This window comes from Alteromonas sp. ABH4_454, assembly GCF_056311775.1.
This window is the reverse complement of the sequence record NZ_CM149972.1, coordinates 683,388-706,678: the sequence shown is the minus strand read 5'-3', so window position 1 is coordinate 706,678 and position 23,291 is coordinate 683,388. Positions and strand designations below refer to the sequence as shown.

Annotated in this window: 17 protein-coding genes and 2 pseudogenes; 15 read left to right on the top strand and 4 right to left on the bottom strand. The window is 45.6% G+C overall.

Annotated elements, in window-relative coordinates; all coding sequences use genetic code 11:
• Window positions 1-91: 91 nt before the first annotated feature.
• Window positions 92-709 carry a trimeric intracellular cation channel family protein gene (locus tag ACYX4W_RS03105; RefSeq protein WP_476055427.1) on the bottom strand — a complete coding sequence of 206 codons (618 nt, stop codon included), beginning with the start codon at window positions 707-709 and terminating at the stop codon, window positions 92-94.
• A gap of 427 nt (window positions 710-1,136) precedes the next feature.
• Here ACYX4W_RS03105 and ilvD point away from each other — a divergent pair, with 427 nt between their 5' ends.
• Window positions 1,137-2,987 (top strand): dihydroxy-acid dehydratase, encoded by a 1,851-nt coding sequence (ilvD, locus tag ACYX4W_RS03100; RefSeq protein WP_476074648.1) that lies wholly within the window; start codon window positions 1,137-1,139, stop codon window positions 2,985-2,987.
• On the top strand, window positions 2,987-4,534 hold the full coding sequence (gene ilvA / locus ACYX4W_RS03095; protein ID WP_476074647.1) for a threonine ammonia-lyase, biosynthetic: 1,548 nt from the start codon (window positions 2,987-2,989) through the stop codon (window positions 4,532-4,534). Before ilvD ends, ilvA begins: the two co-directional genes overlap by 1 nt.
• A gap of 304 nt (window positions 4,535-4,838) precedes the next feature.
• On the opposite strand, the pseudogene plsB reads toward ilvA, so the two are convergent.
• Window positions 4,839-7,293: pseudogene (gene plsB / locus ACYX4W_RS03090) on the bottom strand (glycerol-3-phosphate 1-O-acyltransferase PlsB).
• Between the two features lie 279 nt (window positions 7,294-7,572).
• Here plsB and ACYX4W_RS03085 point away from each other — a divergent pair.
• The 6 genes and pseudogenes from ACYX4W_RS03085 (at window position 7,573) to ACYX4W_RS03060 (ending at window position 15,712) form a co-directional block, all read left to right on the top strand.
• Window positions 7,573-9,855, top strand: a complete 2,283-nt coding sequence (locus ACYX4W_RS03085; RefSeq protein ID WP_476074646.1) for a sensor domain-containing diguanylate cyclase — start codon at window positions 7,573-7,575, stop codon at window positions 9,853-9,855.
• A gap of 173 nt (window positions 9,856-10,028) precedes the next feature.
• On the top strand, window positions 10,029-10,655 hold the full coding sequence (gene lexA / locus ACYX4W_RS03080) for a transcriptional repressor LexA (RefSeq protein ID WP_474803480.1): 627 nt from the start codon (window positions 10,029-10,031) through the stop codon (window positions 10,653-10,655).
• A 582-nt stretch (window positions 10,656-11,237) separates the two neighbouring features.
• On the top strand, window positions 11,238-12,401 hold the full coding sequence (gene coxB, locus ACYX4W_RS03075; RefSeq protein WP_476074645.1) for a cytochrome c oxidase subunit II: 1,164 nt from the start codon (window positions 11,238-11,240) through the stop codon (window positions 12,399-12,401).
• A gap of 10 nt (window positions 12,402-12,411) precedes the next feature.
• A pseudogene (gene ctaD / locus ACYX4W_RS03070) lies at window positions 12,412-14,056 on the top strand (cytochrome c oxidase subunit I).
• A gap of 151 nt (window positions 14,057-14,207) precedes the next feature.
• Window positions 14,208-14,795 carry a cytochrome c oxidase assembly protein gene (locus ACYX4W_RS03065; RefSeq protein WP_334059765.1) on the top strand — a complete coding sequence of 196 codons (588 nt, stop codon included), beginning with the start codon at window positions 14,208-14,210 and terminating at the stop codon, window positions 14,793-14,795.
• Between the two features lie 23 nt (window positions 14,796-14,818).
• Window positions 14,819-15,712, top strand: coding sequence for a cytochrome c oxidase subunit 3 (locus tag ACYX4W_RS03060; protein WP_476074644.1), 894 nt, complete (start codon window positions 14,819-14,821; stop codon window positions 15,710-15,712).
• A 16-nt stretch (window positions 15,713-15,728) separates the two neighbouring features.
• Here the strand turns inward: ACYX4W_RS03060 and ACYX4W_RS03055 are convergent, their stop codons facing one another.
• On the bottom strand, window positions 15,729-15,938 hold the full coding sequence (locus tag ACYX4W_RS03055; protein WP_476075438.1) for a DUF2909 domain-containing protein: 210 nt from the start codon (window positions 15,936-15,938) through the stop codon (window positions 15,729-15,731).
• Window positions 15,939-15,983: 45 nt separating this feature from the next.
• Here ACYX4W_RS03055 and ACYX4W_RS03050 point away from each other — a divergent pair, with 45 nt between their 5' ends.
• The 6 genes from ACYX4W_RS03050 to ACYX4W_RS03025 are packed head-to-tail and all read left to right on the top strand — an operon-like array spanning window position 15,984 to window position 20,583.
• Window positions 15,984-16,688 (top strand): SURF1 family protein, encoded by a 705-nt coding sequence (locus ACYX4W_RS03050; RefSeq protein WP_476074643.1) that lies wholly within the window; start codon window positions 15,984-15,986, stop codon window positions 16,686-16,688.
• Window positions 16,681-17,220, top strand: a complete 540-nt coding sequence (locus ACYX4W_RS03045; protein WP_476074642.1) for a hypothetical protein — start codon at window positions 16,681-16,683, stop codon at window positions 17,218-17,220. The genes ACYX4W_RS03050 and ACYX4W_RS03045 overlap by 8 nt, the downstream gene beginning before the upstream one ends.
• A gap of 5 nt (window positions 17,221-17,225) precedes the next feature.
• Window positions 17,226-18,443: a COX15/CtaA family protein gene (locus ACYX4W_RS03040; RefSeq protein WP_476074641.1), complete on the top strand. Its 1,218-nt coding sequence runs from the start codon at window positions 17,226-17,228 to the stop codon at window positions 18,441-18,443.
• Complete coding sequence (gene cyoE / locus ACYX4W_RS03035) at window positions 18,436-19,353, top strand: heme o synthase (protein ID WP_474803497.1); 918 nt, start codon at window positions 18,436-18,438, stop codon at window positions 19,351-19,353. The genes ACYX4W_RS03040 and cyoE overlap by 8 nt, the downstream gene beginning before the upstream one ends.
• On the top strand, window positions 19,350-19,994 hold the full coding sequence (locus ACYX4W_RS03030) for an SCO family protein (RefSeq protein WP_476074640.1): 645 nt from the start codon (window positions 19,350-19,352) through the stop codon (window positions 19,992-19,994). The genes cyoE and ACYX4W_RS03030 overlap by 4 nt, the downstream gene beginning before the upstream one ends.
• Before the next feature lies 1 nt (window position 19,995).
• Window positions 19,996-20,583 carry a GNAT family N-acetyltransferase gene (locus ACYX4W_RS03025; protein WP_474803502.1) on the top strand — a complete coding sequence of 196 codons (588 nt, stop codon included), beginning with the start codon at window positions 19,996-19,998 and terminating at the stop codon, window positions 20,581-20,583.
• 96 nt (window positions 20,584-20,679) lie between these two features.
• Here ACYX4W_RS03025 and ACYX4W_RS03020 read toward each other — a convergent pair whose 3' ends face one another.
• Window positions 20,680-21,780 (bottom strand): polysaccharide deacetylase family protein, encoded by a 1,101-nt coding sequence (locus ACYX4W_RS03020; protein ID WP_476074639.1) that lies wholly within the window; start codon window positions 21,778-21,780, stop codon window positions 20,680-20,682.
• Window positions 21,781-21,941: 161 nt separating this feature from the next.
• Here ACYX4W_RS03020 and ACYX4W_RS03015 point away from each other — a divergent pair, with 161 nt between their 5' ends.
• Window positions 21,942-23,288: an MATE family efflux transporter gene (locus ACYX4W_RS03015; protein WP_476074638.1), complete on the top strand. Its 1,347-nt coding sequence runs from the start codon at window positions 21,942-21,944 to the stop codon at window positions 23,286-23,288.
• The last annotated feature ends 3 nt before the right edge of the window (window positions 23,289-23,291 follow it).

The following is a 23,291-nucleotide window of genomic DNA, read 5'->3' as shown; positions in this document are numbered from 1 at the left end:
TAAAGATGTAACTGTACTAACGACGGGATTTATCGCCAATACTCACCGAGCCAGGCCATTGATTACCTTGCTCGGCAACGAAGGTTAGATGCTAATGATGGTCGTTGTAAAATACGGGTAGCTGCCAATGCCAGCGCATGGCGCCTAATCTAAACAATACGGTGGTTGCAAGGGCTGCAATACCACACCATTGGGTAGCAAGGTCAAATTCAAGTGCGATGCCATATACAATACCGCCAGCGATACAGGTCATCGCATAAAGCTCGCCGTTTAGTACCAGCGGTACCTCACGGCAGATGACGTCGCGTAACAACCCCCCAAATACGCCAGTAATGGTGCCCATTGCTACCGCCACTGCCATGCCTGTGTCGTTGGCTAAGGCTTTCTCTATGCCTACTACATTAAAAAGTGCTAGCCCAAAAGCATCGGCGATTAACAGGTAGTGAAAAGGGAAGCGTGGGCTAATTCGCAGCCAAACAATGGGAATAAAGGCGGCAATTAGCGTGGTGTACAAGTAATCGGTATCGGCAATCCAAAACACGGGTACATCTAGCATCACATCTCGCAAGGTACCGCCGCCAATGGCTGTTGCACTGGCAAGCACTACCACGCCAAATCCATCCATGCGTTTTTGATAAGCCATAAGGGTGCCTGAAATTGCACACACGGCAACGCCTGCCAGGTTTAACCAGTGAAACCAATCGAACATGCTTATTACCCTTTTACTACTCTTAAGAACTCGCTATTTCTACCGCAAAAACTTGATCAAACCGTGTGTTTCATGCTATTTCTTTGCCTAATACCAATTCGCGGTTTAGCGCGCATTGCGTTTAGGGGTAAAGCCATAGCCCCTAACGAACAACATTTCATTTTTATAATGCCAAAGGAATACGGCATTGTAAGTCAAAGATATCATATAAAACAAAGCGCTACTGATCTGTAAGCAGTGAGGCTTTGTCGCCCTTCGCTTGAACGACCTAAGATGATTTAATACATCATCAGTATGACATGCAATTTTGAGTAAAACAGCGCGTATTGGAAAACAAGCCAAAGCATTACTGGTTTACCACTGTTTTTAAGTTTCACATAAAGGTCTAGCATTAAACTCTAGCACCTAAAATTAACGGGAAGGATTTATGCCCAAGTTACGTTCTGCAACTACCACACAAGGTAGAAATATGGCCGGTGCTCGTGCGCTATGGCGTGCAACCGGAATGAAAGATTCTGATTTCGGCAAGCCTATTATTGCTATTGCTAATTCATTTACGCAGTTTGTACCTGGGCACGTTCACCTCAAAGATCTTGGTCAGCTAGTAGCGCGCAGCGTGGAAGAAGCCGGTGGTGTCGCCAAAGAATTCAATACGATAGCGGTAGATGACGGTATCGCCATGGGACACAGCGGCATGCTATATAGCTTGCCGTCTCGTGAAATCATTGCTGATGCAGTGGAGTACATGGTGAACGCACACTGCGCGGATGCCATTGTATGTATTTCTAACTGCGACAAGATCACCCCGGGAATGTTAATGGCGTCTATGCGTTTGAACGTGCCCGTTATATTCGTATCTGGCGGCCCAATGGAAGCGGGTAAAACCAAGCTTTCAGACCAGCTGATTAAACTTGATTTAGTTGACGCCATGGTAGCGGCTGCTGATGATAAAGTGAGCGATGCCGACACTGACGAAATTGAGCGCTCTGCCTGCCCTACTTGTGGGTCGTGTTCAGGTATGTTTACTGCAAACTCAATGAACTGCTTAACTGAAGCGTTAGGTTTATCACTACCGGGCAATGGCTCTATGCTGGCCACTCACGCCGACCGTGAAGGCTTATTTAAGCAAGCAGGTAAGCAAATTGTTGAGCTTTGTAAGCGTTATTATGGCGATGATGATGAAAGTGTATTGCCACGTAATATTGCTAACTTTAAAGCGTTTGAAAACGCCATGAGCCTAGACATTGCCATGGGTGGTTCAACCAATACCATTTTGCACTTGCTAGCGGCAGCGATGGAAGGTGAAGTGCCTTTCACTATGGATGATATCGATCGCTTGTCTCGCAAAGTGCCTCACTTATGTAAAGTAGCGCCGTCTACGCCAAAATATCATATGGAAGACGTTCACCGTGCCGGTGGCGTACTGGGTATTTTGAACGAGCTAAATAAAGCGGGCTTACTAAATACCGATGTTAATCACGTCTTAGGCAAGCAGCTTACTGAGGTTATCAGCGAGTGGGACATCACTAACCCTGAAAACGAAGATGCGATAACTTTTTTCCGTGCAGGTCCTGCGGGTATTCGCACTACTAAAGCCTTTAGCCAAGATTGTCGCTGGGATGAGGCCGATGCCGACCGTGAAAATGGTTGTATTCGCTCTATCGACAATGCGTTTAGCCAAGAAGGTGGCTTAGCGGTGTTATACGGCAATTTGGCCGAAGATGGCTGCATTGTAAAAACAGCGGGTGTGGATGAGTCTATTCTAAAATTCAACGGCACTGCCCGTATTTACGAGAGCCAAGATGATGCGGTGGCAGGTATTTTAGGTGACGAAGTAAAAGCCGGTGACGTCGTGTTTATTCGCTATGAAGGCCCTCGCGGTGGGCCAGGTATGCAGGAAATGCTGTATCCAACGTCGTATTTGAAATCGAAAGGCCTAGGCAAGCACTGTGCGCTAGTAACCGACGGGCGATTCAGTGGTGGTACAAGCGGCTTGTCTATTGGACACTGTTCACCAGAGGCAGCCAGCGGTGGCGGTATTGGCTTAGTTGAAGACGGGGACAAGATTGAAATAGATATCCCTAACAGAAGCATCAACATCGTTATTTCAGATGAAGCACTTGCCGAGCGCCGTGCAAAAATGGAAGCAAGCGATAAGCCTTGGAAACCGAAAGATCGTGTACGCGAAGTCTCTACATCACTTAAGACCTTTGCCGCGCTAGCAACCAGTGCCGACAAAGGTGCAGTGCGCGATGTCAGTAAGTTGGAAGACTTGTAATGGAAAACGAGCACGTTAGCGACCACGAGTATCTGAAAAAGATATTACTCGCTCCCGTTTACGATGTGGCGGTGGCCAGTGAACTTTCTTATATGTCTTTGCTTTCAGCGGAGCTTGGCAACGAGATCTTTTTGAAACGAGAAGATCAGCAGCCAGTGAAAAGCTTTAAACTGCGCGGTGCCTACAACCGCATCTGCTCATTAAGTGAAGCACAGCTGCAAGCTGGCGTTATTGGCGCATCAGCGGGTAACCATGCACAAGGCTTAGCATACAGTGCAAAAATGAAGGGCATTCAAGCGACTATCGTGATGCCAGAAACCACCCCTGATATTAAAGTGGATGCTGTACGTCGCTTCGGTGGTGATAACGTTAATGTAGTCTTGCATGGCACGAGCTTCGACCAGGCAAGCAACCATGCCAAAGCGTTATGTGACACCCACGGCTATACTTTTGTGCCTCCCTTCGACAACCCCGATGTAATCGCCGGACAAGGTACGGTTGCACGAGAGCTGTTGGAGCAGAACCCAAATTTGGATATTTTGTTTATTGCTGTTGGCGGTGGCGGCCTAGCCGCGGGCATTGCGGTGTACTTAAAGCAACTCAAACCCAGTATAAAAATTGTAGCGGTTGAGTCAGAAGAGTCGGCCTGTTTTATTAAAGCAAAAGCGCAAGGCGAGCCTACAGAGCTGGAAAGCGTAGGTATTTTCGCCGATGGCGTGGCTGTTAAAGTGATGGGGCAAGAAACTTTTCGCCTGTGTAACCGTTTAGTCGATGAAACCATTACGGTTAGCAATGATGAAATATGCGGGGCTATAAAAGATATCTTCGATGATACCCGCGTTATCGCCGAGCCTGCTGGTGCACTATCTGTAGCGGCAATTCGTAAATATGCCAAGCAACACGACCTTAAAGGTAAAAAGTTAGGCGGTATTTTATGTGGCGCAAATATTAACTTTCATACCTTGCGCTACGTGTCGGAACGCTGTGAATTAGGCGAGCAGAAAGAAGCCGTTTTTGCCGTTAAAATTCCTGAAACTAAAGGCGCGTTTAAACAGTTTTGTGAATGCGTTGGGGCAAAAGCGATTACTGAATTTAACTATCGTTACGCAAGTGAGAGCGAAGCGCATATTTTTGTTGGGGTTAAGCTAAAAGGCGGTCAACAAGAATTTGCGACCCTTCAAAGTGACCTTGAAAGTAAAGGATATGACTGCGTTAACCTAACGGATAACGAGTTAGCCAAGCTCCATGTCAGACACATGGTAGGCGGCCGCCCGCCGACCATCTTAAACGAGCAGGTGTTCAGCTTTGAGTTCCCGGAGCGCCCAGGTGCACTACTGAACTTCTTAAACACATTGGGCGAGCAGTGGAACATTACTTTATTCCACTATCGTAACCACGGTGCGGCGGAAGGCTTGGTATTGGCTGGTTTTGATATTGCGCCAGAAAGCCGAAATGACTTTAACCAGCATGTTGCCGAGTTAGGCTATAAGGTTGAAGAAGTAACGGATAATCCGGCATATCGCTTTTTCCTGTCGCAACCAGCGTAAAATCCTATCGGCTATGCAGAACAGCCTTCGATAGCTATACATTCAAAAGCGAAATTTAGCGCGCTTTAAACACTTTTTCGCTTTGTATTGCTTCACGTTAAGCGCAGGTTTACCGAGGAGCGATACAAAGCGGCACTATTTAAACCCTGCTATACCATCCTCTATGGAGGACCAGCTCAGTGCCTATCGAAATATAGGTACTAAGAAACCCCATAAGTTAGGAATACGCCCAATAAAAAAACCATGCGGATGCATGGGTTTTTTTACGCTTTTAACAATGCGGTAGTTTTTGTTGCTTACAAAGCTAATTTGCCGTGTTAAGCGCCACATTTTCCAAATGCTGAATCATCTCAGGCCATATCAGCGCCATTACGTCAGCCCGCAACGCTTCACACTCTTCCGAGTATTTTAAGCTGCCGTCTTTTTCAGAATCTAACCAATGATTATCTTTTAATGCGCCGATAAAGCTAGATAATACGTTCTTATCGTAAAACTCAGGTGAACTTAATCCGTAAAGGGCAGATAAGCGCTCAGCAACTTGTTTACTTTCTCGTTCTAATGCACTGCGGCTAATTACTTTTTCTTTATCAAGAATAGTCAGTACTACGGCATAGCGCTGCAATGTTTCTTGCATACAGCGACTTAATAACCAAGCAGAATGGAACTGTTTGCAGTGTGCATCTGGGGGTAAAAGTTCACCGTCTTTTTGGCGCAACAGCCCGTTGTCTAACATCGCGGTAATCAACGCATCAGTATGCGCAAGTGCTTCATCTTGTGTTAGATGCAAAAACAGTTCTTTTTGCAGCAAAGGATAAAGTGCTGCAATGAGTTGGAAAATACTGTTCTTGGTTGCGCCCTTCTTAGCGAAGATAGACGCCATGATAAGGCCGGGTATGGCGAACAAATGCAAAATATTGTTGCGATAATAGGTTAGGTATACAGCAGATTTAGGCTGAGGGCTGATCAAACGTCCGTAATCGTCTTCTTTAACATCAAAACGACCTAATTTTAATGTATCCCGAAGCAATTCTTGTGCTGATGAATCTGGAATAGTGGCGTCATCACTAAAGGGCACTGTTTTGAACAAGTTCATGAAGTCATCCATGGCTTGTTTAAGCTCCATCTCACTCATGGTCTGCCTTTTAGAAGACAGTAGACATAGCGAAGCTAATGCCATGCCGTTAAGTGCCGCAGCGCGGTTAATGCGCGTCATGACGTTGTTAGCCAACTCATTAACGGCAGGCGTTAACCAAGCAGGCTTTTTCTCTGGCTCGGCATCGCGACAGTCGCGCCAGTTCGGCACATGGCTTTCAAGGAACTGATTAAGAGCGATAGGCTCACCAAAGTTCACATATCCATGCCCGTAATTCTTAAGCTTACGAATGGCTGAGAAAACCTGAAGGTTAGACTCTTTTTTCTTCTTTGAGCCTTTAAGCTCATTCAAATAGCTCTTCACTTCCATCACATTTTCATAGCCAATGTAGACAGGAACAATACTAACTGGGCGGTTAACGCCTTTAAGCATGGCTTGAATTGTCATGGCCAGCATACCGGTTTTAGGTGGAATTAGGCGACCAGTACGGCTGCGTCCACCTTCAGGGTAGTATTTTACAGAGTAACCTTTGTTAAACAGCAGCTCTAAATACTCTCTAAATACCGCGGTATAGAGCTTGTTGCCTGCAAAACTACGACGTAGGAAGAATGCACCTCCTCTGCGAAACATTTTTCCAACAGGCCAGAAGTTAAGGTTGATACCCGCTGCAATGTGAGGCGTTACCATACCTTCGTGATAAATCACGTAAGTTAATAACAGATAATCCATGTGACTGCGGTGGCAAGGCACATAGATAATTTCGTGACCGTTAGCGGCCAGCTCACGTATACGCTCTGCATGACCTACGCTAATGCCGTTGTAAATCTTGTTCCAAATGCGTGTCAGCAATCTGTCACCGAAACGGATAAGCCCTTCACGATAATCTGCAGCAATCTCGGTGATATAGCTTTGAGCCCGCTCTTTGGCCTTTTCGTGTGTGACCTTTTTGCTTTTTGACTCTTCGGCGATCGCACGACGTACGGCATCTGAACCCAATACACTGTTATTGAGTTCTTGTCGCTCTAGCAGCGTAGGGCCAGTCATACTTTGACGTTTACGTTGAAAGTGAGTACTTGCTACTCGTACAAGTTTGTGTGCGATGCTTTGGTCACTACCATGCTGATTTGACATGGCGCGCGCCGAGACAGCTTTAGAATAATTAATAAAGTTATCACGGCCTAAAAACAGCACGATGAAAAGTTTACGTAGCCAGTCTCGGTGCAGCGTTATCAGCAATTAGGTCGCTCAACCCTGGGTTACCGCGCCCTGGTGCACGACCCCAGGTTACATAAACAGGAACTACCTGTAGATCAAGGTTTTCGTGGTCTCGGTGCAAATGGAAAAGGTCAGTGAAAACGTCTTCAATGCCCGTATCTTTGGCTGATGAGCGAAAAAGAGGCTGAGTTTTACGTAAAAATAGAGTCGATGAGTACTCTCGACCTGCCAGTGTAAGCGTGTCAGTTGGGCTAGGGAGGCCCAGGTATTTAGTCGACATTCTCAGCGCAAGCTGGTCGGTCACTGAGTTAGTGGGAAGTAGATAAACAATAGGCTTGCTCTTGTCTATTCCTAATTCGGTTTCAACGTTAACTGGAATACTGTGAGCTTTAACCAGTAACTTAACAGGATAATGAAATACCGACAGAAGGGCTTTTCGCATCCACGACATGAATTATGTAATCCTATGAAATAAAAACGGGTGAAGTGTAACACAATCGCGTCACAATCTCGCGACGAGCCATTGTTATTGATTTGCTTGTTTTACAGACTCCCTACCTAGCGGTAAGTTCATGAAGTTCATAAGCGCCTGTATTTTTATATCTTCGTAACTTTGTTTAGGGTAAGGCTCACTGACCCTTTTAGCAATGCAACATTAGAAGTATTTAAATTGCTATAAGCTTTGATAATTACTACTTTTATAAGGGTTAATGAATGTGAGCATGTAGTAGTGGATGAACAAAACCGGTTAAAGACGATTGATGACTTTTTGCTCAGTGATGAGGTGCCGTTAGATCTTGACGACCTTATGGTTGTGTTAGCAGGGGCATATAAGGTGCCTATCGCGCTAATAGGAATTGTTGGTGAATTTGAAGAAACATTCAAAGCGCGATATGGAACTACACTTTCTAAAGTGAGCCGTGAGCATGCCTTTTGCAGTTGTGTTGTAGAAGAGCGCAAACAAGTTGTTGTTAACAATGCCCACGAGGACCCCAAGTTTAAAGATAATCCATTAGTTACGGGTGAGCCGCACATCTGCTTTTATGCAGGAACTCCCATTGAAATTAATGATGAGATTATTGGTGCTGTCTGTCTTATCGATACTGTTCCTCGAGAAATTGATGCCAAATATCTTGAAGTGCTGAATAGAATTGGAGCGCTTGTTAGCCAGCATATTTCTCTTTCTAAAGAGCATGAAGCACTCAAGCGTGAGCATGGGCTAATAGAAAAGTCCCCTATTGTTCTGGCTACGTGGCGAAATACTACGTCGCTCAAACTGGTTCATATCTCAAATAATAGTGAGCGCGTTTTGGGCATATCGTCCCAAGATTTACTGAGCGGTGCAGTTGAGCTTGGCGATGTTTTAACACAAGACGCTGAGGGCGACTTTACGTTTGCCATGCAGGCGCATATGGAGGGCGTGGAAACGCATACCTGTCGTCTTCAAATAGCCACGCCCACACGTACCATTTGGGTAAGTATGATCTCTACGGCGAGTTTCCGTGAAGACGGTATGTTGTCTTCAGTTCAGGCGTTCTTATTTGACACCAGCGACCAAAAATATGTGGAAGACAAGCTCAACAAAACAAACCAGCGCATGCGGCTGTTATTGGAAGCCTCTGAATTGGGCACATGGGATTGGAATTTGGCCGCTGACGTAAACCAAGTAAACAAGCGTTGGTGTGATATCGTCGGTCTGGAATATGAGTACTATGACACCAGCTCTCGCTTTTTCAGGCAGTTAATTCACCCCGCGGACTATGTAAAAGTAGAAAAGCAATTAAACGAGCACATCATTGGTAAAAGCAAGGTTTTCAATACCACGTTTCGCATGAAACATACTAACGGCGCGTGGGTTTGGGTTGAAACCTACGGAAAAACCGTAGAATTTAACAATGCGGGTAAGGCTATTCGCGTTGCTGGTATTCATCGCGACATCACGCAGAGAATGGAAAGTGAGCTTCATGAGAAAAAGAAAACCCAGCTACTTCAATTTATAAATAAAACCCGTGCCTCTTACCTCCAGAACAACGATTTAACCATGGCCTGCCAAACGGTATTACCCGAGCTTATTGATATCTCGGATAGTCAGTTCGCTTTCATTGGGCAAATGAAAGGTGAAGGCGATGCATCGAAGCTGTTTATTCATGCTATTTCTGAAATAGTCTGGGACAGCAGCAGCTTTACGCAATACAACGAGTACAAAAAGCGAAACTTGTATTTCAGCAGTTTCGATAACCTTTTCGGTACCACAATTTTAACCGGTGAGGTAACGATTAGTAATGCCTCAGGAAGTCATCCAAACTCAAAAGGGGTGCCCCAAGGGCACCCCCGCATTAGTCGATTTTTAGGGCTACCGATTAAGATCAAAGATAGAGTGGTGGGCATGATTGGTTTAGCCAATAAATTCGAGCCCTACACCTTCGATGATGCTGAGTTTTTGCAACCTCTATTAGATGCATTAGCCGGTCTTTTCTATGCGGTTGAACTGGAAGAATCACGCGCGATAGCTGAAGAGAAGTTGCGTAAGCTGGCCATGACTGACTCGCTAACTGGGCTGTACAATCGACGAGCTTTTGTTGATAAATGCCATCAGCTCTCTGCACAAAGCAATAGAGTGAGCGTAGCGGTAATCGATATAGACCACTTTAAAAAGGTTAACGATACTTATGGACATGATGCAGGAGACCAAGCTCTAATTTCAGTAGCCCACCTCATCGAAGAATATTATGTGGAGCCCGATATTGTTTCACGTCTTGGTGGAGAAGAGTTTGCGATAGTAGCAATTTCAGACAACAAAAGAGACGAAGAAAGGCGATTTAACAAACTTCGAGAGGCTGTTGAAAAAACAGAAGTTAAATACAAGAAAGACACGATATTCGTGACAATAAGTATTGGTGCTGTTTTTGCTGAGGATAGCTTAAATCTTGACTTTAGTGTGTTACTTTCCAAAGCGGATAAACTGCTATATACGGCGAAAAAGAATGGCCGAAATCGAGTTGTTCTAGAGTAATGAAAACTTAAGGCCGCGCTAGGTTTCACGTATTTGACAGCCTTAAGCCCCCTAGTTTTTATATACTAGGTGCTAGCCCCATCCAGCTTGCTCCATAGTTTCAAGACTTTGCGCTTGTTATTTGCTTTTAGGTGTATATACTTACAGGAACTGTATGAACAGACAGGTCTTTTATGCGCCCACTCACAGCTCGACAAACTGAAGTTTTAGAACTTATTAAAACAACCATGCAAGAAACGGGAATGCCGCCTACGCGTGCAGAAATTGCTCGTCAACTTGGTTTTCGTTCTGCCAACGCAGCAGAAGAACATTTGAAAGCATTGGCGCGTAAGGGCGTAATTGAAATTTTGCCTGGTACCTCGCGTGGTATTAAGTTAAATATTCCCCTCGAGGATACTGCACCAGAAGAAGAAGGCTTGCCTCTAATAGGGCGCGTGGCGGCTGGTGAGCCAATTTTGGCGCAAGAGCATGTAGAATCCCACTACAAGGTCGACCCTGCTTTGTTTCAGCCTCAGGCAGACTTTTTACTTCGTGTAAACGGCATGAGCATGAAGGACATCGGTATCTTGGATGGCGATCTTCTTGCTGTGCATCGCACGACTGATGTCCACAACGGTCAGGTAGTTGTCGCGCGGGTGGATGAAGACGTTACGGTGAAGCGTTTAGAGAAACGCGGTCGTGAAGTTTTACTTCATGCTGAAAACGAAGAGTTTTCGCCAATTAAGGTAGACCTTGCCAGCGAGCCTTTTGCTATTGAAGGTATTGCCGTAGGTGTTATTAGAAACGCCGACTGGATGTAAGGTTTTAGCATCTTCAATCAAAAGCGGCGTATTAGCCGCTTTTTTTATGCCTTTTAGTACCATATTTTAGTTAATTTTCTTAGGTTAGCGTTTGTTAGTATGTCTCAAAACTACGAAATCTGGCATCACCATTGTGCGAAAGATATGCGCTATTTGGCCCGAGAATGAATTGGCTAATACACATTTATTATTTGAAAGTTTGTTTGAAAAATAGGACGAGCGATGTGTTAATTGTTGATTTTATGACCAAATGAAGCTTCGTCCTCATCAACACCCCGTTCAAAATGCGCGTTTGATTTTTTAACCGCCGCGAGCACGCCCAATACCCTCTCCAACAAAATTGTAACGTAAGCCTGCCACAAGAAATGGTTAAAAATTAGCCTCTTCATTAAATTTTTAATAGAAAAGACTAGACGACACGGCATTATTGCGCAATTCTTATACAGAGATTAACAAAATAATAACAATGGCTCTAAATTTGTTTTACAAGTTGTGGTGATGGGTCAATCGTTCGCAAACCATTTGGTAGGGCAGCGCGCAAAATAATCAGCGTTTTTGGTCTTGCTATTACGGAGGTGCTGAGTGAAACAACTAACGACCGTTTTTGCAAAGTGGTGTTCAATAATACCATTTTTGCTTTTCTCCCCTTTGCTTCTTGCACAAGAAGTTAGTGAAGAAGCCTCTTCGCTTAATTTGAGACGCGGTGCTACCGACATCAGTGGGCAGGTCTATGATCTGCATATGTTGATGTTCTTCATTTGTGTAGGTATTGCGGTTGTCGTGTTTGGGGTTATGTTCGCCTCAATGTATCTGCATCGGAAATCTCGTGGCGCCAAGCCCGCTAACTTTCATGAGAACGTGAAGGTTGAAATTGCTTGGACCGTTATTCCTTTCCTTATTCTTATCTTTATGGCTGTGCCTGCCGCAAACACGCTTATTGCGATGGAAGACACATCTGAGCCTGACATGACAGTATTAGTTACAGGCTCTCAGTGGAAGTGGCACTACAAGTATATGGACAGTGACGTAGAATTTTACTCACTGCTTGCTACTCAGCGTGAGCAGATAGAGAACAAATTTCAAAAAACCGACAATTATCTGCTTGAAGTTGACCGTCCGTTAGTTATTCCAACTGGGAAAAAAGTGCGTTTTCTTATTACCTCTGACGACGTTATTCATTCGTGGTGGGTCCCCGATTTTGCTGTGAAAAAAGATGCCAACCCCGGCTTTATTAACGAGTCTTGGGCCAAAGTGAATGAGCCTGGTATTTATCGCGGACAGTGCGCAGAGCTTTGTGGAAAAGACCACGGCTATATGCCGGTTGTGGTGATTGCTAAAGAGCCAGCTGAATTTGATAAATGGATGGGTGAACAAGAAGAAATTGTTCGCAAAGCAAAAGAAGAAGAGCAGCGTCTACTTTCTATGAATATGTCTATGGATGAATTGATGAAAGAAGGCGAGCGCGTTTACAACACAACTTGTGCAGCGTGCCATATGCCAAATGGTGAGGGTTTACCCGGTGTATTCCCTGCACTTAAAGGCAGCAAAATGGCGTTAGAAGATCAGCAAGGCCACATCGACATTGTATTACATGGTAAGGCGGGTACAGCTATGCAGGCGTTTAGCAAAATGCTGAGCCTTAAAGAAATTGCTGCGGTAGTCACTTACGAGCGCAATGCGTGGGGTAATAACACGGGCGATATGGTTCAAGCCAAAGACGTCAATGCAGTGGCAAACGGAAACTAGGAGCAGACAAATGAGCAAAGCAACTGAAGTTATTTCGCCAGATACCTCTGCGCCTCACAGTGGTCAAGTAAATGGCGATCATCTACATGATGACCATGAACATCACGACCATATTCCTAAAGGAATAACGCGCTGGCTGTTTACCACTAACCACAAAGACATAGGCACACTGTATCTGTGGTTTGCCTTCATCATGTTTTTGGTTGGCGGCGCAATGGCCATGGTTATTCGCGCTGAATTGTTCCAACCTGGCCTGCAAATTGTTGAGCCAAACTTCTTTAACCAAATGACCACGGTGCATGGGCTTATCATGGTGTTTGGTGCTGTAATGCCTGCCTTTACAGGGCTCGCAAACTGGCTGATTCCTATGATGATCGGCGCCCCAGATATGGCATTGCCGCGCATGAATAACTGGAGCTTTTGGATTTTACCTGGCGCTTTTTTAATTCTGCTTAGCTCGCTATTTATGGAAGGTGGTGGCCCTGCTTTCGGTTGGACTTTTTATGCGCCGCTCTCAACAACCTACAGTGGCGATTCGACAGCATTGTTTGTGTTTTCTGTTCACATTATGGGTATCTCATCCATTATGGGTGCGATTAACGTGATTGTGACCATATTTAATATGCGTGCGCCAGGCATGACCTGGATGAAAATGCCGCTATTTGTATGGACGTGGCTTATTACAGCGTTCTTGCTGATTGCGGTAATGCCAGTGCTTGCTGGCGCGGTAACCATGGTATTGACAGACAAGTTTTTCGGAACCAGCTTCTTTGATGCTGCAGGTGGTGGCGACCCAGTTATGTTCCAGCATATTTTCTGGTTCTTCGGGCATCCTGAAGTCTACATTATGATCTTGCCCGCTTTCGGCATTATTTCTCAAATTGTCCCTACCTTTTCTAGAAAACAATTGTTTGGCTATGCCTCTATGGTGTACGCCACGGCGTCTATCGCGCTGCTTTCTTTTGTAGTTTGGGCTCACCATATGTTTACCACGGGCATGCCGGTTTACATGGAAATGTTTTTCATGTTTGCCACCATGCTTATCTCAGTGCCTACTGGAGTAAAAGTGTTTAACTGGGTAGCTACCATGTGGCGCGGCTCACTAAGTTTCGAAATGCCAATGATGTTCGCTATTGCTTTTATCGTGCTGTTTACCATTGGTGGACTATCAGGACTAATGCTGGCGATAACACCTGTGGACTTCCAGTACCACGATACCTACTTTGTAGTGGCTCACTTTCACTATGTTCTGGTAACAGGGGCGGTCTTTTCAATTATGGCGGCCGTATATTACTGGCTGCCTAAATGGACAGGCAAAATGTACGACACTACTTTGGCTAAATGGCATTTCTGGTGCTCTTTAGTATCGGTAAATGTCTTGTTCTTCCCTATGCACTTTGTGGGTTTGGCAGGTATGCCACGCCGTATTCCTGACTATGCATTACAGTTCGCTGATTTCAATAAATGGATAAGTTTGGGTGGTTTTGCATTCGGTTTATCTCAGACTCATCTTTCTTGCCCTGCTTATTAAGGCGTGCAAAAAGCAAGGTGAGCCGGTATCAGCGCAAGTTTGGGACGGCGCAGAAGGATTGGAATGGGAAATTCCATCCCCCGCTCCTTATCACACGTTTGAAACTCCGCCTGTCGTCAAGTAACGATAGGTGGGATTTGTGAACTGACCATTCTTGTAAAGCGCTAAACTGCAGCGGTTAGGATGGTACTCACATATTGCTGACGGTGGAGTAGATAAGCGGCTATACAAGCGTTTACCAAGCTTCACTCTTGAAGTTACCCGGAGGTTGCGTGATGTCACAGCAAAGTGCAAATAACAAGATGGTTATCAAGCTTGTTGCTATTGTCATTGGCATGTTTGGCTTTGGCTTCGCCTTGGTACCCTTGTATGACGTATTTTGTGACGTAGCAGGAATTAATGGCAAAACCGAGAACACGGCAGCCGTTTATCAATCAGTTGAGATTGATGAATCGCGAGAAGTGACCGTAGAGTTTATCACTCGCACAAATACCGGTATGCCGTGGGAGTTTCGTGCTGAAACCAAGCGTGTGAAAGTGCACCCTGGCGAGCTAAACACGGTATCGTTTTATGTGAGAAATCCTGCATCAAGTAATATCGTAGCTCAAGCCATTCCCTCTGTATCCCCCGGCACAGCAGCGCTCTACCTAAACAAGACGGAATGCTTCTGCTTCAATCAACAGCCGTTAGAGGCGGGGAGTGAAGCCTACATGCCTATGCAGTTCTATGTCGACCCGCAGCTTCCTGAAGATATAACCTTTTTTACCTTGCAGTACACACTCTATGACGTCACAGCGCGAGCCAGTGACCTAACGACAACACCGAATCCCTTTATGGCTTCGACACCATCAACTGGCGAATAAGCAGAAGGGATAAGGAGAAGAAAATGCAAACCGAAGTACAGAATCACGAATACCAAAAATACTATGTACCAGCGCAAAGCCCATGGCCCATTGTAGGGGCCGTCGCTCTATTTCTTATCGCCGTAGGGGCAGGAAACTATGTGGTGCAGGCAACCAAAGGCGAAACCGGCTATGGCGGTCATATCCTTTTAGCGGGAATAGCCGTATTGCTGATTATGCTAGTGGGCTGGTTTAAAAACCAAATTGATGAGTCTATGGCTGGGCTTTACAGCGACCAGCTAGGCCGCTCGTACCGTCAAGGCATGAGCTGGTTTATCTTTTCAGAGGTGATGTTTTTCGCTGCGTTTTTCGGTGCGCTTTACTACGCACGGTTTATCTCGGTTCCATGGCTTGGTGGTGCATCGAATAACGCTATGACCAATGAAGTCTTGTGGCCGTCTTTTGAGGCTATGTGGCCGCTGGTATCAACGCCAGGCGGCACTACCACACAAGAAATGAGTGCTGCGGGTTTACCCACAATCAACACAATTATCTTGCTTATCTCATCTATTACTTTGCACTTCGCTCATGTGGGTTTAGAGCAAAACAAACGCAAGCAGTTGACCCTAATGCTAGGCATTACCATTTTACTCGGGTGTGGGTTCCTGTTTTTACAGGTGGAAGAGTACATTCATGCTTATCGCGACTTAGGGCTTACGCTTCAGTCGGGCATTTATGGCAACACCTTCTTTATGCTTACAGGGTTTCACGGCATGCATGTGACCCTTGGCACCATCATTCTGATTGTATTGTTTTTTAGGGTATTGAAAGGCCATTTCACGCCTGAAAACCACTTCGCCTTTCAGGCGGGTAGCTGGTACTGGCACTTTGTAGATGTGGTGTGGGTTATGCTCTATATCTTCGTTTACGTGCTTTAGAAATAATACCCCAAACTCAATAAGGTCTTGGGTTTGGGGTAATTAAACCAGTACCAATAGCGATAAGAATAATAATAACAATGATGGCTGAAGTGAGCACACGTCGACCAATATACTTACTCATTGGCCCCTTGGACGTGTCGTTTTTTATCATGATACGCATCGCCATGAATAAATTCACAATCATGTACAGCACCAAAACAACAAGGACTATTTTTATCAACATATTCACCTCTGTTTTTATTCTCATTTTGCAGGGTGCGAGATAATCATGCTTTTTCGCACTCGCCACGTTATTCCTTGGTTACTCACTGGCTTTAGTGTGGCGATTATGTGCGGGTTAGGTTACTGGCAACTAGATCGCATGGTCCAAAAGCAACAACGTTTAGCTAGCATAGCGCAAAAGCAAAGTAATGGAACCTTGAGTTTAGAAGAAGCGCTGAACCACAAAGATCCGAGAGATATCACCGTTTCTTTCAGTGGTTCCTTAGATGCAAATCACGTATTGCTTTTAGATAACCAGATTTACAATCAACGGGTAGGGTTTGACGTGATAGCGCCGGTATATACCAATGCCGGTTGGCTTTTAGTGAACTTTGGCTGGGTGCCCGCACCAGATTTAACTCGCACCTTGCCAGATATAAGTTTTACGAGCGAAATTCGCGATTTTACCGGTGTCATCAGTGCTCCGGGTAATAACCCTTTAGTTAAAGAAACCAACATGGCCTTGGCGCAAAGCCCTGCGCTTGTTCAGCACATCGAATTTCCCGAATTAAACGACGCCTTAGAGCGAAATTTCTTACCTTTTATTCTCCAGCTTACTACGCCTGATCCAGCGTTTATTCGCGAACATCAGGCCGTTGTAATGTCTCCCGAAAAGCACCTAGGTTATGCCGTTCAGTGGTTTGGTTTAGCCATTGCCGCTGCGGCTATAGGTGGTTTTGCAATTAATAAGAAAGGACGTAGTTATGAGTAATGCTGCTTCGAAAAAAACGTTAATTATCATGGTAGCTGTGTTTGTTTTGCCTGTCGTCATGGCGAAGCTTGCACTTGACAACGATTGGTTTACCAAAGGCGCTACTAATAAAGGTCAGCTGCTTGCGCCAACAATCGACATGAGTGCACTTTTGAAAGATGCAGAGCCCAAGTGGCGTTTACTTTATGTCATGCCGAACGAGTGCGATGCAGTGTGTGAAAATGCACTATTTAGCATTAACCAAGTATGGCTTGCTTTGGGTAAAGAGTCTGATCGCGCCCAAGCAGTGGTCGTTACGAGCGATTCAAGTGATCAAGTAGCGATAGCAGCCTTAGCGGACTACCCCTTTGTAGAAACCTTGCCGGTTACCATGCCAACCGCCCTCGCCTCTAGCAGTGTTTATATCGTCGATACTCAAAATAACGCCATGCTCTTTTACGAAATTAAAGACGATAGAAAAGACGCGGTGATGGAAAGCCGTAACATGCTGGCGGACATGAGAAAGCTATTAAAGCTATCACGCATAGGATAAACGCTATGAAAAAGTTAACCCTATTCAGTATATTTTTAGCTGCTGTTGTTATCATTTTAGGTGCCTATACCCGTTTGACCGATGCCGGATTAGGTTGCCCGGATTGGCCTGGGTGTTACGGAAACTTAACCGTCCCCTTAAGTGAAGAAAAGGTAGCACAAGCAAACGCCGCCTACCCTGAGCGTCCGGTAGAAGCATTTAAGGCGTGGAATGAGATGATTCACCGCTACTTTGCAGGAACCTTAGGGCTATGTGTACTGGCTATTGCCATTATTGCTGTTCGGCAGCGCGACAAAGGCACGCCCGTTAAATTACCTCTGTTACTGCTGGGACTCATTATATTTCAAGCAGCCCTTGGTATGTGGACAGTGACGCTCAACCTACTTCCCGTTGTCGTGATGGGGCATTTATTGGGTGGCTTTTCTGTGCTTTCTTGCTTGTTTATTCTCTACCTTCGTTTGCGCAATACTGAAGCTAAAGCAGAGGAAGCTAGACACGCGAACTTAGCGTCAGCTATGCATGATCGTGACATGACCGACTTACCTCAGGCCAAAGCCTTTCAGCGAAACCTTAAACTTTTCGCTTTCATTGGACTCGGCGTACTTGTTACGCAGATTGCTCTGGGAGGGTGGACTTCGGCAAATTATGCGGCCTTAGCTTGTACGGAAATGCCGGTTTGTGAAAGCGGTTGGCAGGAACGAATTGATTTGGCAGGCGCATTCAGTGTGCCTGATGCAGACAACTATGAATTCGGTGCTCACGATTACGGCGAGCGAGTCACTATGCACATAGTGCATAGGTTCGGTGCGGTCATTACGTTTTTATACTTGCTAGCACTGGCTATCAGTGTGTTGGTAAGCCGCCATACCTCAAGTAAACAAAAATATGTGAGCGCGTTTATGTTGGTAGCCTTGTGTACGCAGGTGGCATTAGGGCTTAGCAACATTATCTTTATGCTGCCACTGGCTGTCGCTGTAATGCATAACGCAGTAGCAGCCGTGTTACTTCTTTCCCTACTCAACCTCATTTTTACCGTATTTCTGGCACTAGAAAACGATAACGTCTTTGGTACAGAAAAACGAAGAACAGACTCATTCTCAGGCTCGAAACCACTGCAGGGGGCAGGTGCATTTAGCATACATGAAGTGCCTTTGCAGGGCCCATTTGACGCGTCAACGTCTTCTCATATTCTCCCTAAAGCTCCAGGAGGTTTCCATGGCTAAATCGGTCTCTTTACATGCGCGTACTTCACGCAAGCACAATGTAGTCACGTGGCGAGATTACTATGAAATGACTAAGCCTAATGTCGTCATGTTGTTGCTGTTAACCGCGTTAGTGGGAATGTGCTTAGCTACGCCTACTTGGGTAAACGCAACTGTGCTCATCTGCGGCTTATTAGGTATTGGTATGTTGTCTGCGTCTGCTGCCGTTATTAATCACGTTGTCGACCATAAAATAGATAGCGTCATGGCACGTACGTTTAATCGGCCTGTCGCGAAAGGCAAAGTCAGTATAAACAACGCTCTGTGGTTTGCCGGTATCTTAGGTGTGGTAGGGTTCGTGGTGTTGGCCTTATTTGTAAATATGTTAACCGCGTGGTTAACCCTAGCAAGTTTAGTGGGCTACGCGTTTATCTACACTATGTACTTAAAGCGAGCGACACCGCAAAATATCGTGATTGGTGGTTTGGCGGGTGCCGCGCCACCCCTTTTAGGTTGGACTGCGGTTACCGGGGAAATACATGCCCATGCATTACTTTTGGTACTGATTATCTTTACTTGGACCCCTCCCCATTTTTGGGCTCTCGCCATCCATAGAGAAAAAGACTATGCCAAAGCGAAGGTGCCTATGCTGCCAGTAACCCATGGTGTGTCTTTTACGAAAACTTCAGTATTGTTATATACAGTGTTGCTAGGACTTGTGTGCCTGCTTCCCTACCTTACAGGTATGAGTGACCTCATTTATTTAATTGGCTCAAGTATGCTTAACATTGGATTTTTATATTATGCTTTAAAGCTAAAATTTGATGCACAGCCTCAAACAGCAATGAAAACTTTTAGGTTCTCTATTATTCATCTCATGGTATTGTTTGTAGTATTACTCTTAGATCATTACATTCCATTGAGTTTATGAACCAACGAACGATTGTCGGTCTTGTAGCATTTTTAGCGTTGTGTGCGGGTATTGTCGGGGCGCTTTATATCGCGCCTCCAAGTGTTGAAAGTAAGCCTGAATACTTTCAAACCTACCCTGAGCCAAGAGCATTATCACCTTTCACACTAACGTCACATGAAGGTGACGTATTCGATAATTCCTCGCTCAAAGGCCAATGGAGCTTAGTATTTGTGGGCTATACATTTTGCCCAGATATTTGCCCCACGACCATGGCCGAGTTAAACGAAATATACCCTGAACTAAAGGCATTAAATACTGTCGAACCAATTCGAGTTGTATTTGTATCCGTTGATCCGAATCGCGATTCAATAGAAAGACTTTCAGAGTATGTGAGCTATTTTAATGAGGAGTTCATCGCCGTTACCGGAGAGCACAAAGCGCTATTCCCGTTCGTACGTAATTTAGGGATGATGTATGCTATCGCTGAAAGTACCGATAACCCCAACTATTTAGTTGATCACAGTGCATCTGTTGTACTTGTCGACCCTGATGCTAGGGTGATAGGAAGATTCAAACCAAAAAGAGAGCCAGGAAAGCTATCGATAAGTGATTCTCAGCAAATATTGGCAGATATGCCGATAATTACCTCGAAGCAGTAGTATGGAAATAGAAATTAGGCAAGGTGTGGCATCTGATGCCGCGCAAACTACGCCGCTCATATTGAACGCGGCGCAGTCATTATTAACGTCTATTTTTGGACACAATAAGAATAAAACAGCCGATGGCTACCTTGCTCATGCTTGGGAACTAGGCGGCGGTCAGTATGGCTTCAACAATCATTGGGTGGCATGCAGTGGTGACGAAGTGCTAGGTGTGGTAACTGCTTGGCATAGCAAACTAGGTGCCGCATTTGATAGAGCAACTCTAGACAGCATTACGTCATACTTTACGCTTGATGAAGCTATGACAGTACTCATGCGTAACCAAACAGTAGCGGTAAACCTTACGCCCCCCACCAATACTGAACTAATGATTGGACACCTTTCCGTTGAAGAAAGCGCCCGACGAACCGGGGTGGGCTCTATGCTGATGGATGCTATGCAGGTGCGAGCGGAAAAGCTCAAGAAACGTAAGCTTGTGCTCGATGTTGAAGTATCGAACGTGTCGGCTATCCGTTTTTATCAACACCATGACTTTGTGGAAGAGTCCATTAATAAAGGCTTTATCCGCTTTGCTCGTCCAGTTTAGGTAAACGTTTCCTTATGTAAGAGCGACGCCAACCTAAGGGCGGGCCCAATCCTATAATTACTGCCCGTTATTCTCTAGTCAGGATAATTGCCATTTTCATCCGCCACAAAGAAGGGCGTTGAGTACCAATAATAGCGACCAGTCTTGAGTATTGGATGGTGCTGTACAGTTCACCCGTGAGCGGCCTACCGGGAGCGTCTTATCTAAGGTGAACGAAAGCACCTTACCTTCAAGGTCTGTCTCGATGGTATCGCCCCCAAAAAAACAATTAACCTGAGTAAGACGCACATCGTCACTGTCTATAGTCAAGCTTATGGGTGAAGACAAGGTTCGTGTCGTCATGCGAGGGTTTTCATGTGAACTGTGCGTTACTGGCATAGCAAGGCTATTAAGCTTGGTCTTGAGCGTTGCCAAATTTGCGTAAGGACCTGCCGCTGGAAACCGTGGAAGGGCTTGCATGTCGCTAGATGGGCCTACAGCCCCAGAGTGCTGTCCAAATCCAACATAACCTTCAGTTTTGAGCTTATTAGCAAGCGCGGTGTTGTACTCGCCAAACGGGTACGCTAGATATTTAAGGCTTATATTTAGCTTGTCTTCTATCTTCTTTTCAGCACTTTCTACGTTTTCCCACACTTTTTCCAGCCATGCGCGCTCCCCCATCGCTTGCTCACCGTTTAGCATATGAAGATGATCTAGCGTATGGTTGGCAAAAGTAACGCCGTTGTTGTGCATGGCAATTACTTGCTCCCAGGTTAGCTGCTTCGGGCCTACGCCAATTTCATCGGGGTTGATAAACACTGTGTATGGAAAGCCAAGGTCAGCCAGAATAGGATGAGCATTGTGTAAGATATTCGCGTAACCATCGTCAAACGTGATAGCCACTGCTTTTTCGGGCAGTGTTTTATTGTGTTGTATTGCTTCAACAACGTCCTGTAGCGAAACAACTGTGTGGTGTTTGTCCAAGTATTCCATGTGCGATCTAAAGGCTTCAGGCGAAATACTGGTACTAGCCGGTGTTGAAGACGACACATGGTGGTAAAGCAAAATGGCCGCGTTAGGCGTGGCACTCGTACTAGAATCTGAAGCGAAGCTAGGCGAGGCCAGCAACATATTGAAGATCCCCAACAACGTTAAAGAAAAGATCTTCAAACGCGAGCGAATCATCATTCTATTTTGAATTACTTTGTTGGTTTTCATATCATCATCCACTGAGTGCCTGAACAAATTCAATAGCATGGTAAACTTCAAAATTACGCAAATTGGGCCAATTTTATATTTGGTCGCGCAGGTACGCTTTTACTTATGCTGTTGCCTAGGTTGATAGTATATAGCGAAATTAACCCCTACTGAGATCATTTATGCCCCGTTCCCAAGTAACTCAGCGCTCTTTTTTTGACGACCATTCCCGTCTGTTGGCGTTAGCGCTTCCCATGATCTTAGCAAATATTACCACGCCCCTATTGGGCTTGGTTGATACCGCAGTTTTGGGGCATATGTCTTTACCTGCAATGCTTGCGGGAGCATCGGTAGGCGCGCTAATTCTAACGCAAATATACTGGGTGTGCGGATTTCTTCGCATGTCTTCAACGGGCTTAAGTGCACAAGCTAAAGGTTCGCCGAATAACACGTTAGAGTCAGCAAAAGTGTTGTGGCAAACGGTGGCTGTTGCCTTGGTATTGGGGGCATCGGTACTTGCTCTTCAATCTCCCATTTTGTCTATAGGCTTAGCTCTAACTCAGCCAAACAGTGACGTCGCCCTTCACCTTCAACACTATTTTTCGACGCGGGTATGGGGTGCGCCAGCTGCTATGCTGAACTTGGCATTGGTTGGATGGCTTGTCGGGCAGCAAAAAACGCGCAGCGTCATGGCTATTCAAATAGTGGGAAATTTATTAAATGCGGCACTCGATGTGGTGTTTGTGTTCGGTCTTGGTTTGTCCGTGGCTGGCGTAGCGCTGGCCAGTGTTATCGCTGAATACACCATGGCTATAATGGCGTTCGCCGTGGCGCTTAAGTGCGTTGGCAGTGTAGCGGTAAGTGCGTCTTGGTTTAACCGTGCGGCCCGTAAGGTGCTAATGAAGTTAAACGGTGACATGTTACTACGGAATCTGGCACTGCAAGGCTGCCTAGCGTTCCTCACTATTCAAGGGGCCCGTTACGGTGAAACGTCGGCGGCCGTCAATGCTATACTCATGCAGTTTTTTGTTCTAATTGCATTGGGGCTTGATGGTATTGCGTATGGCGTGGAAGCGCTGGTCGGTGAAGCCAAAGGGGCGTCTGACAGCAGCGAAGTGAAACGACGCACCTATCAAGGGTTAGTCTGGTCGAGTATTTTTGCCCTTATTTATAGCTTGATATTTTTCGCTGGCGGTGAGGCTATTATTACGTTGCTTACGGAGCATAGTGACATTGTAGATGCTGCGCTACCTTATCTTGGCCTAATGGTATTACTTCCTTTATTAGCGCATTGGTGTTTTTTGTACGACGGCGTGTTTGTTGGTCTCACCCGAGCCAGCGCCATGAGAAATACCATGATAATAAGTGCTTTAGGTGTATATTTCCCTGTTTGGTATCTCACGCAAGACCAAGGTAATGTTAGCCTGTGGTACGCCCTACTCGCCTTTTTACTCGCTCGCGGCGTGACACTGGCGTGGAGTTTTTATCGTTTAGATAAACGCGGTGAGCTAGCGACACCGCAAAGCTAGTGT

Coding starts and splice junctions, on each gene's coding strand:
- ACYX4W_RS03105 (WP_476055427.1), bottom strand. CDS start 709: ATGTTCGATTGGTTTCACTGGTTAAACCTGGCAGGCGTTGCCGTGTGT.
- ilvD (WP_476074648.1), top strand. CDS start 1,137: ATGCCCAAGTTACGTTCTGCAACTACCACACAAGGTAGAAATATGGCC.
- ilvA (WP_476074647.1), top strand. CDS start 2,987: ATGGAAAACGAGCACGTTAGCGACCACGAGTATCTGAAAAAGATATTA.
- lexA (WP_474803480.1), top strand. CDS start 10,029: ATGCGCCCACTCACAGCTCGACAAACTGAAGTTTTAGAACTTATTAAA.
- ACYX4W_RS03065 (WP_334059765.1), top strand. CDS start 14,208: ATGTCACAGCAAAGTGCAAATAACAAGATGGTTATCAAGCTTGTTGCT.
- ACYX4W_RS03060 (WP_476074644.1), top strand. CDS start 14,819: ATGCAAACCGAAGTACAGAATCACGAATACCAAAAATACTATGTACCA.
- ACYX4W_RS03055 (WP_476075438.1), bottom strand. CDS start 15,938: ATGTTGATAAAAATAGTCCTTGTTGTTTTGGTGCTGTACATGATTGTG.
- ACYX4W_RS03050 (WP_476074643.1), top strand. CDS start 15,984: ATGCTTTTTCGCACTCGCCACGTTATTCCTTGGTTACTCACTGGCTTT.
- ACYX4W_RS03045 (WP_476074642.1), top strand. CDS start 16,681: ATGAGTAATGCTGCTTCGAAAAAAACGTTAATTATCATGGTAGCTGTG.
- ACYX4W_RS03040 (WP_476074641.1), top strand. CDS start 17,226: ATGAAAAAGTTAACCCTATTCAGTATATTTTTAGCTGCTGTTGTTATC.
- cyoE (WP_474803497.1), top strand. CDS start 18,436: ATGGCTAAATCGGTCTCTTTACATGCGCGTACTTCACGCAAGCACAAT.
- ACYX4W_RS03030 (WP_476074640.1), top strand. CDS start 19,350: ATGAACCAACGAACGATTGTCGGTCTTGTAGCATTTTTAGCGTTGTGT.
- ACYX4W_RS03025 (WP_474803502.1), top strand. CDS start 19,996: ATGGAAATAGAAATTAGGCAAGGTGTGGCATCTGATGCCGCGCAAACT.
- ACYX4W_RS03020 (WP_476074639.1), bottom strand. CDS start 21,780: ATGAAAACCAACAAAGTAATTCAAAATAGAATGATGATTCGCTCGCGT.
- ACYX4W_RS03015 (WP_476074638.1), top strand. CDS start 21,942: ATGCCCCGTTCCCAAGTAACTCAGCGCTCTTTTTTTGACGACCATTCC.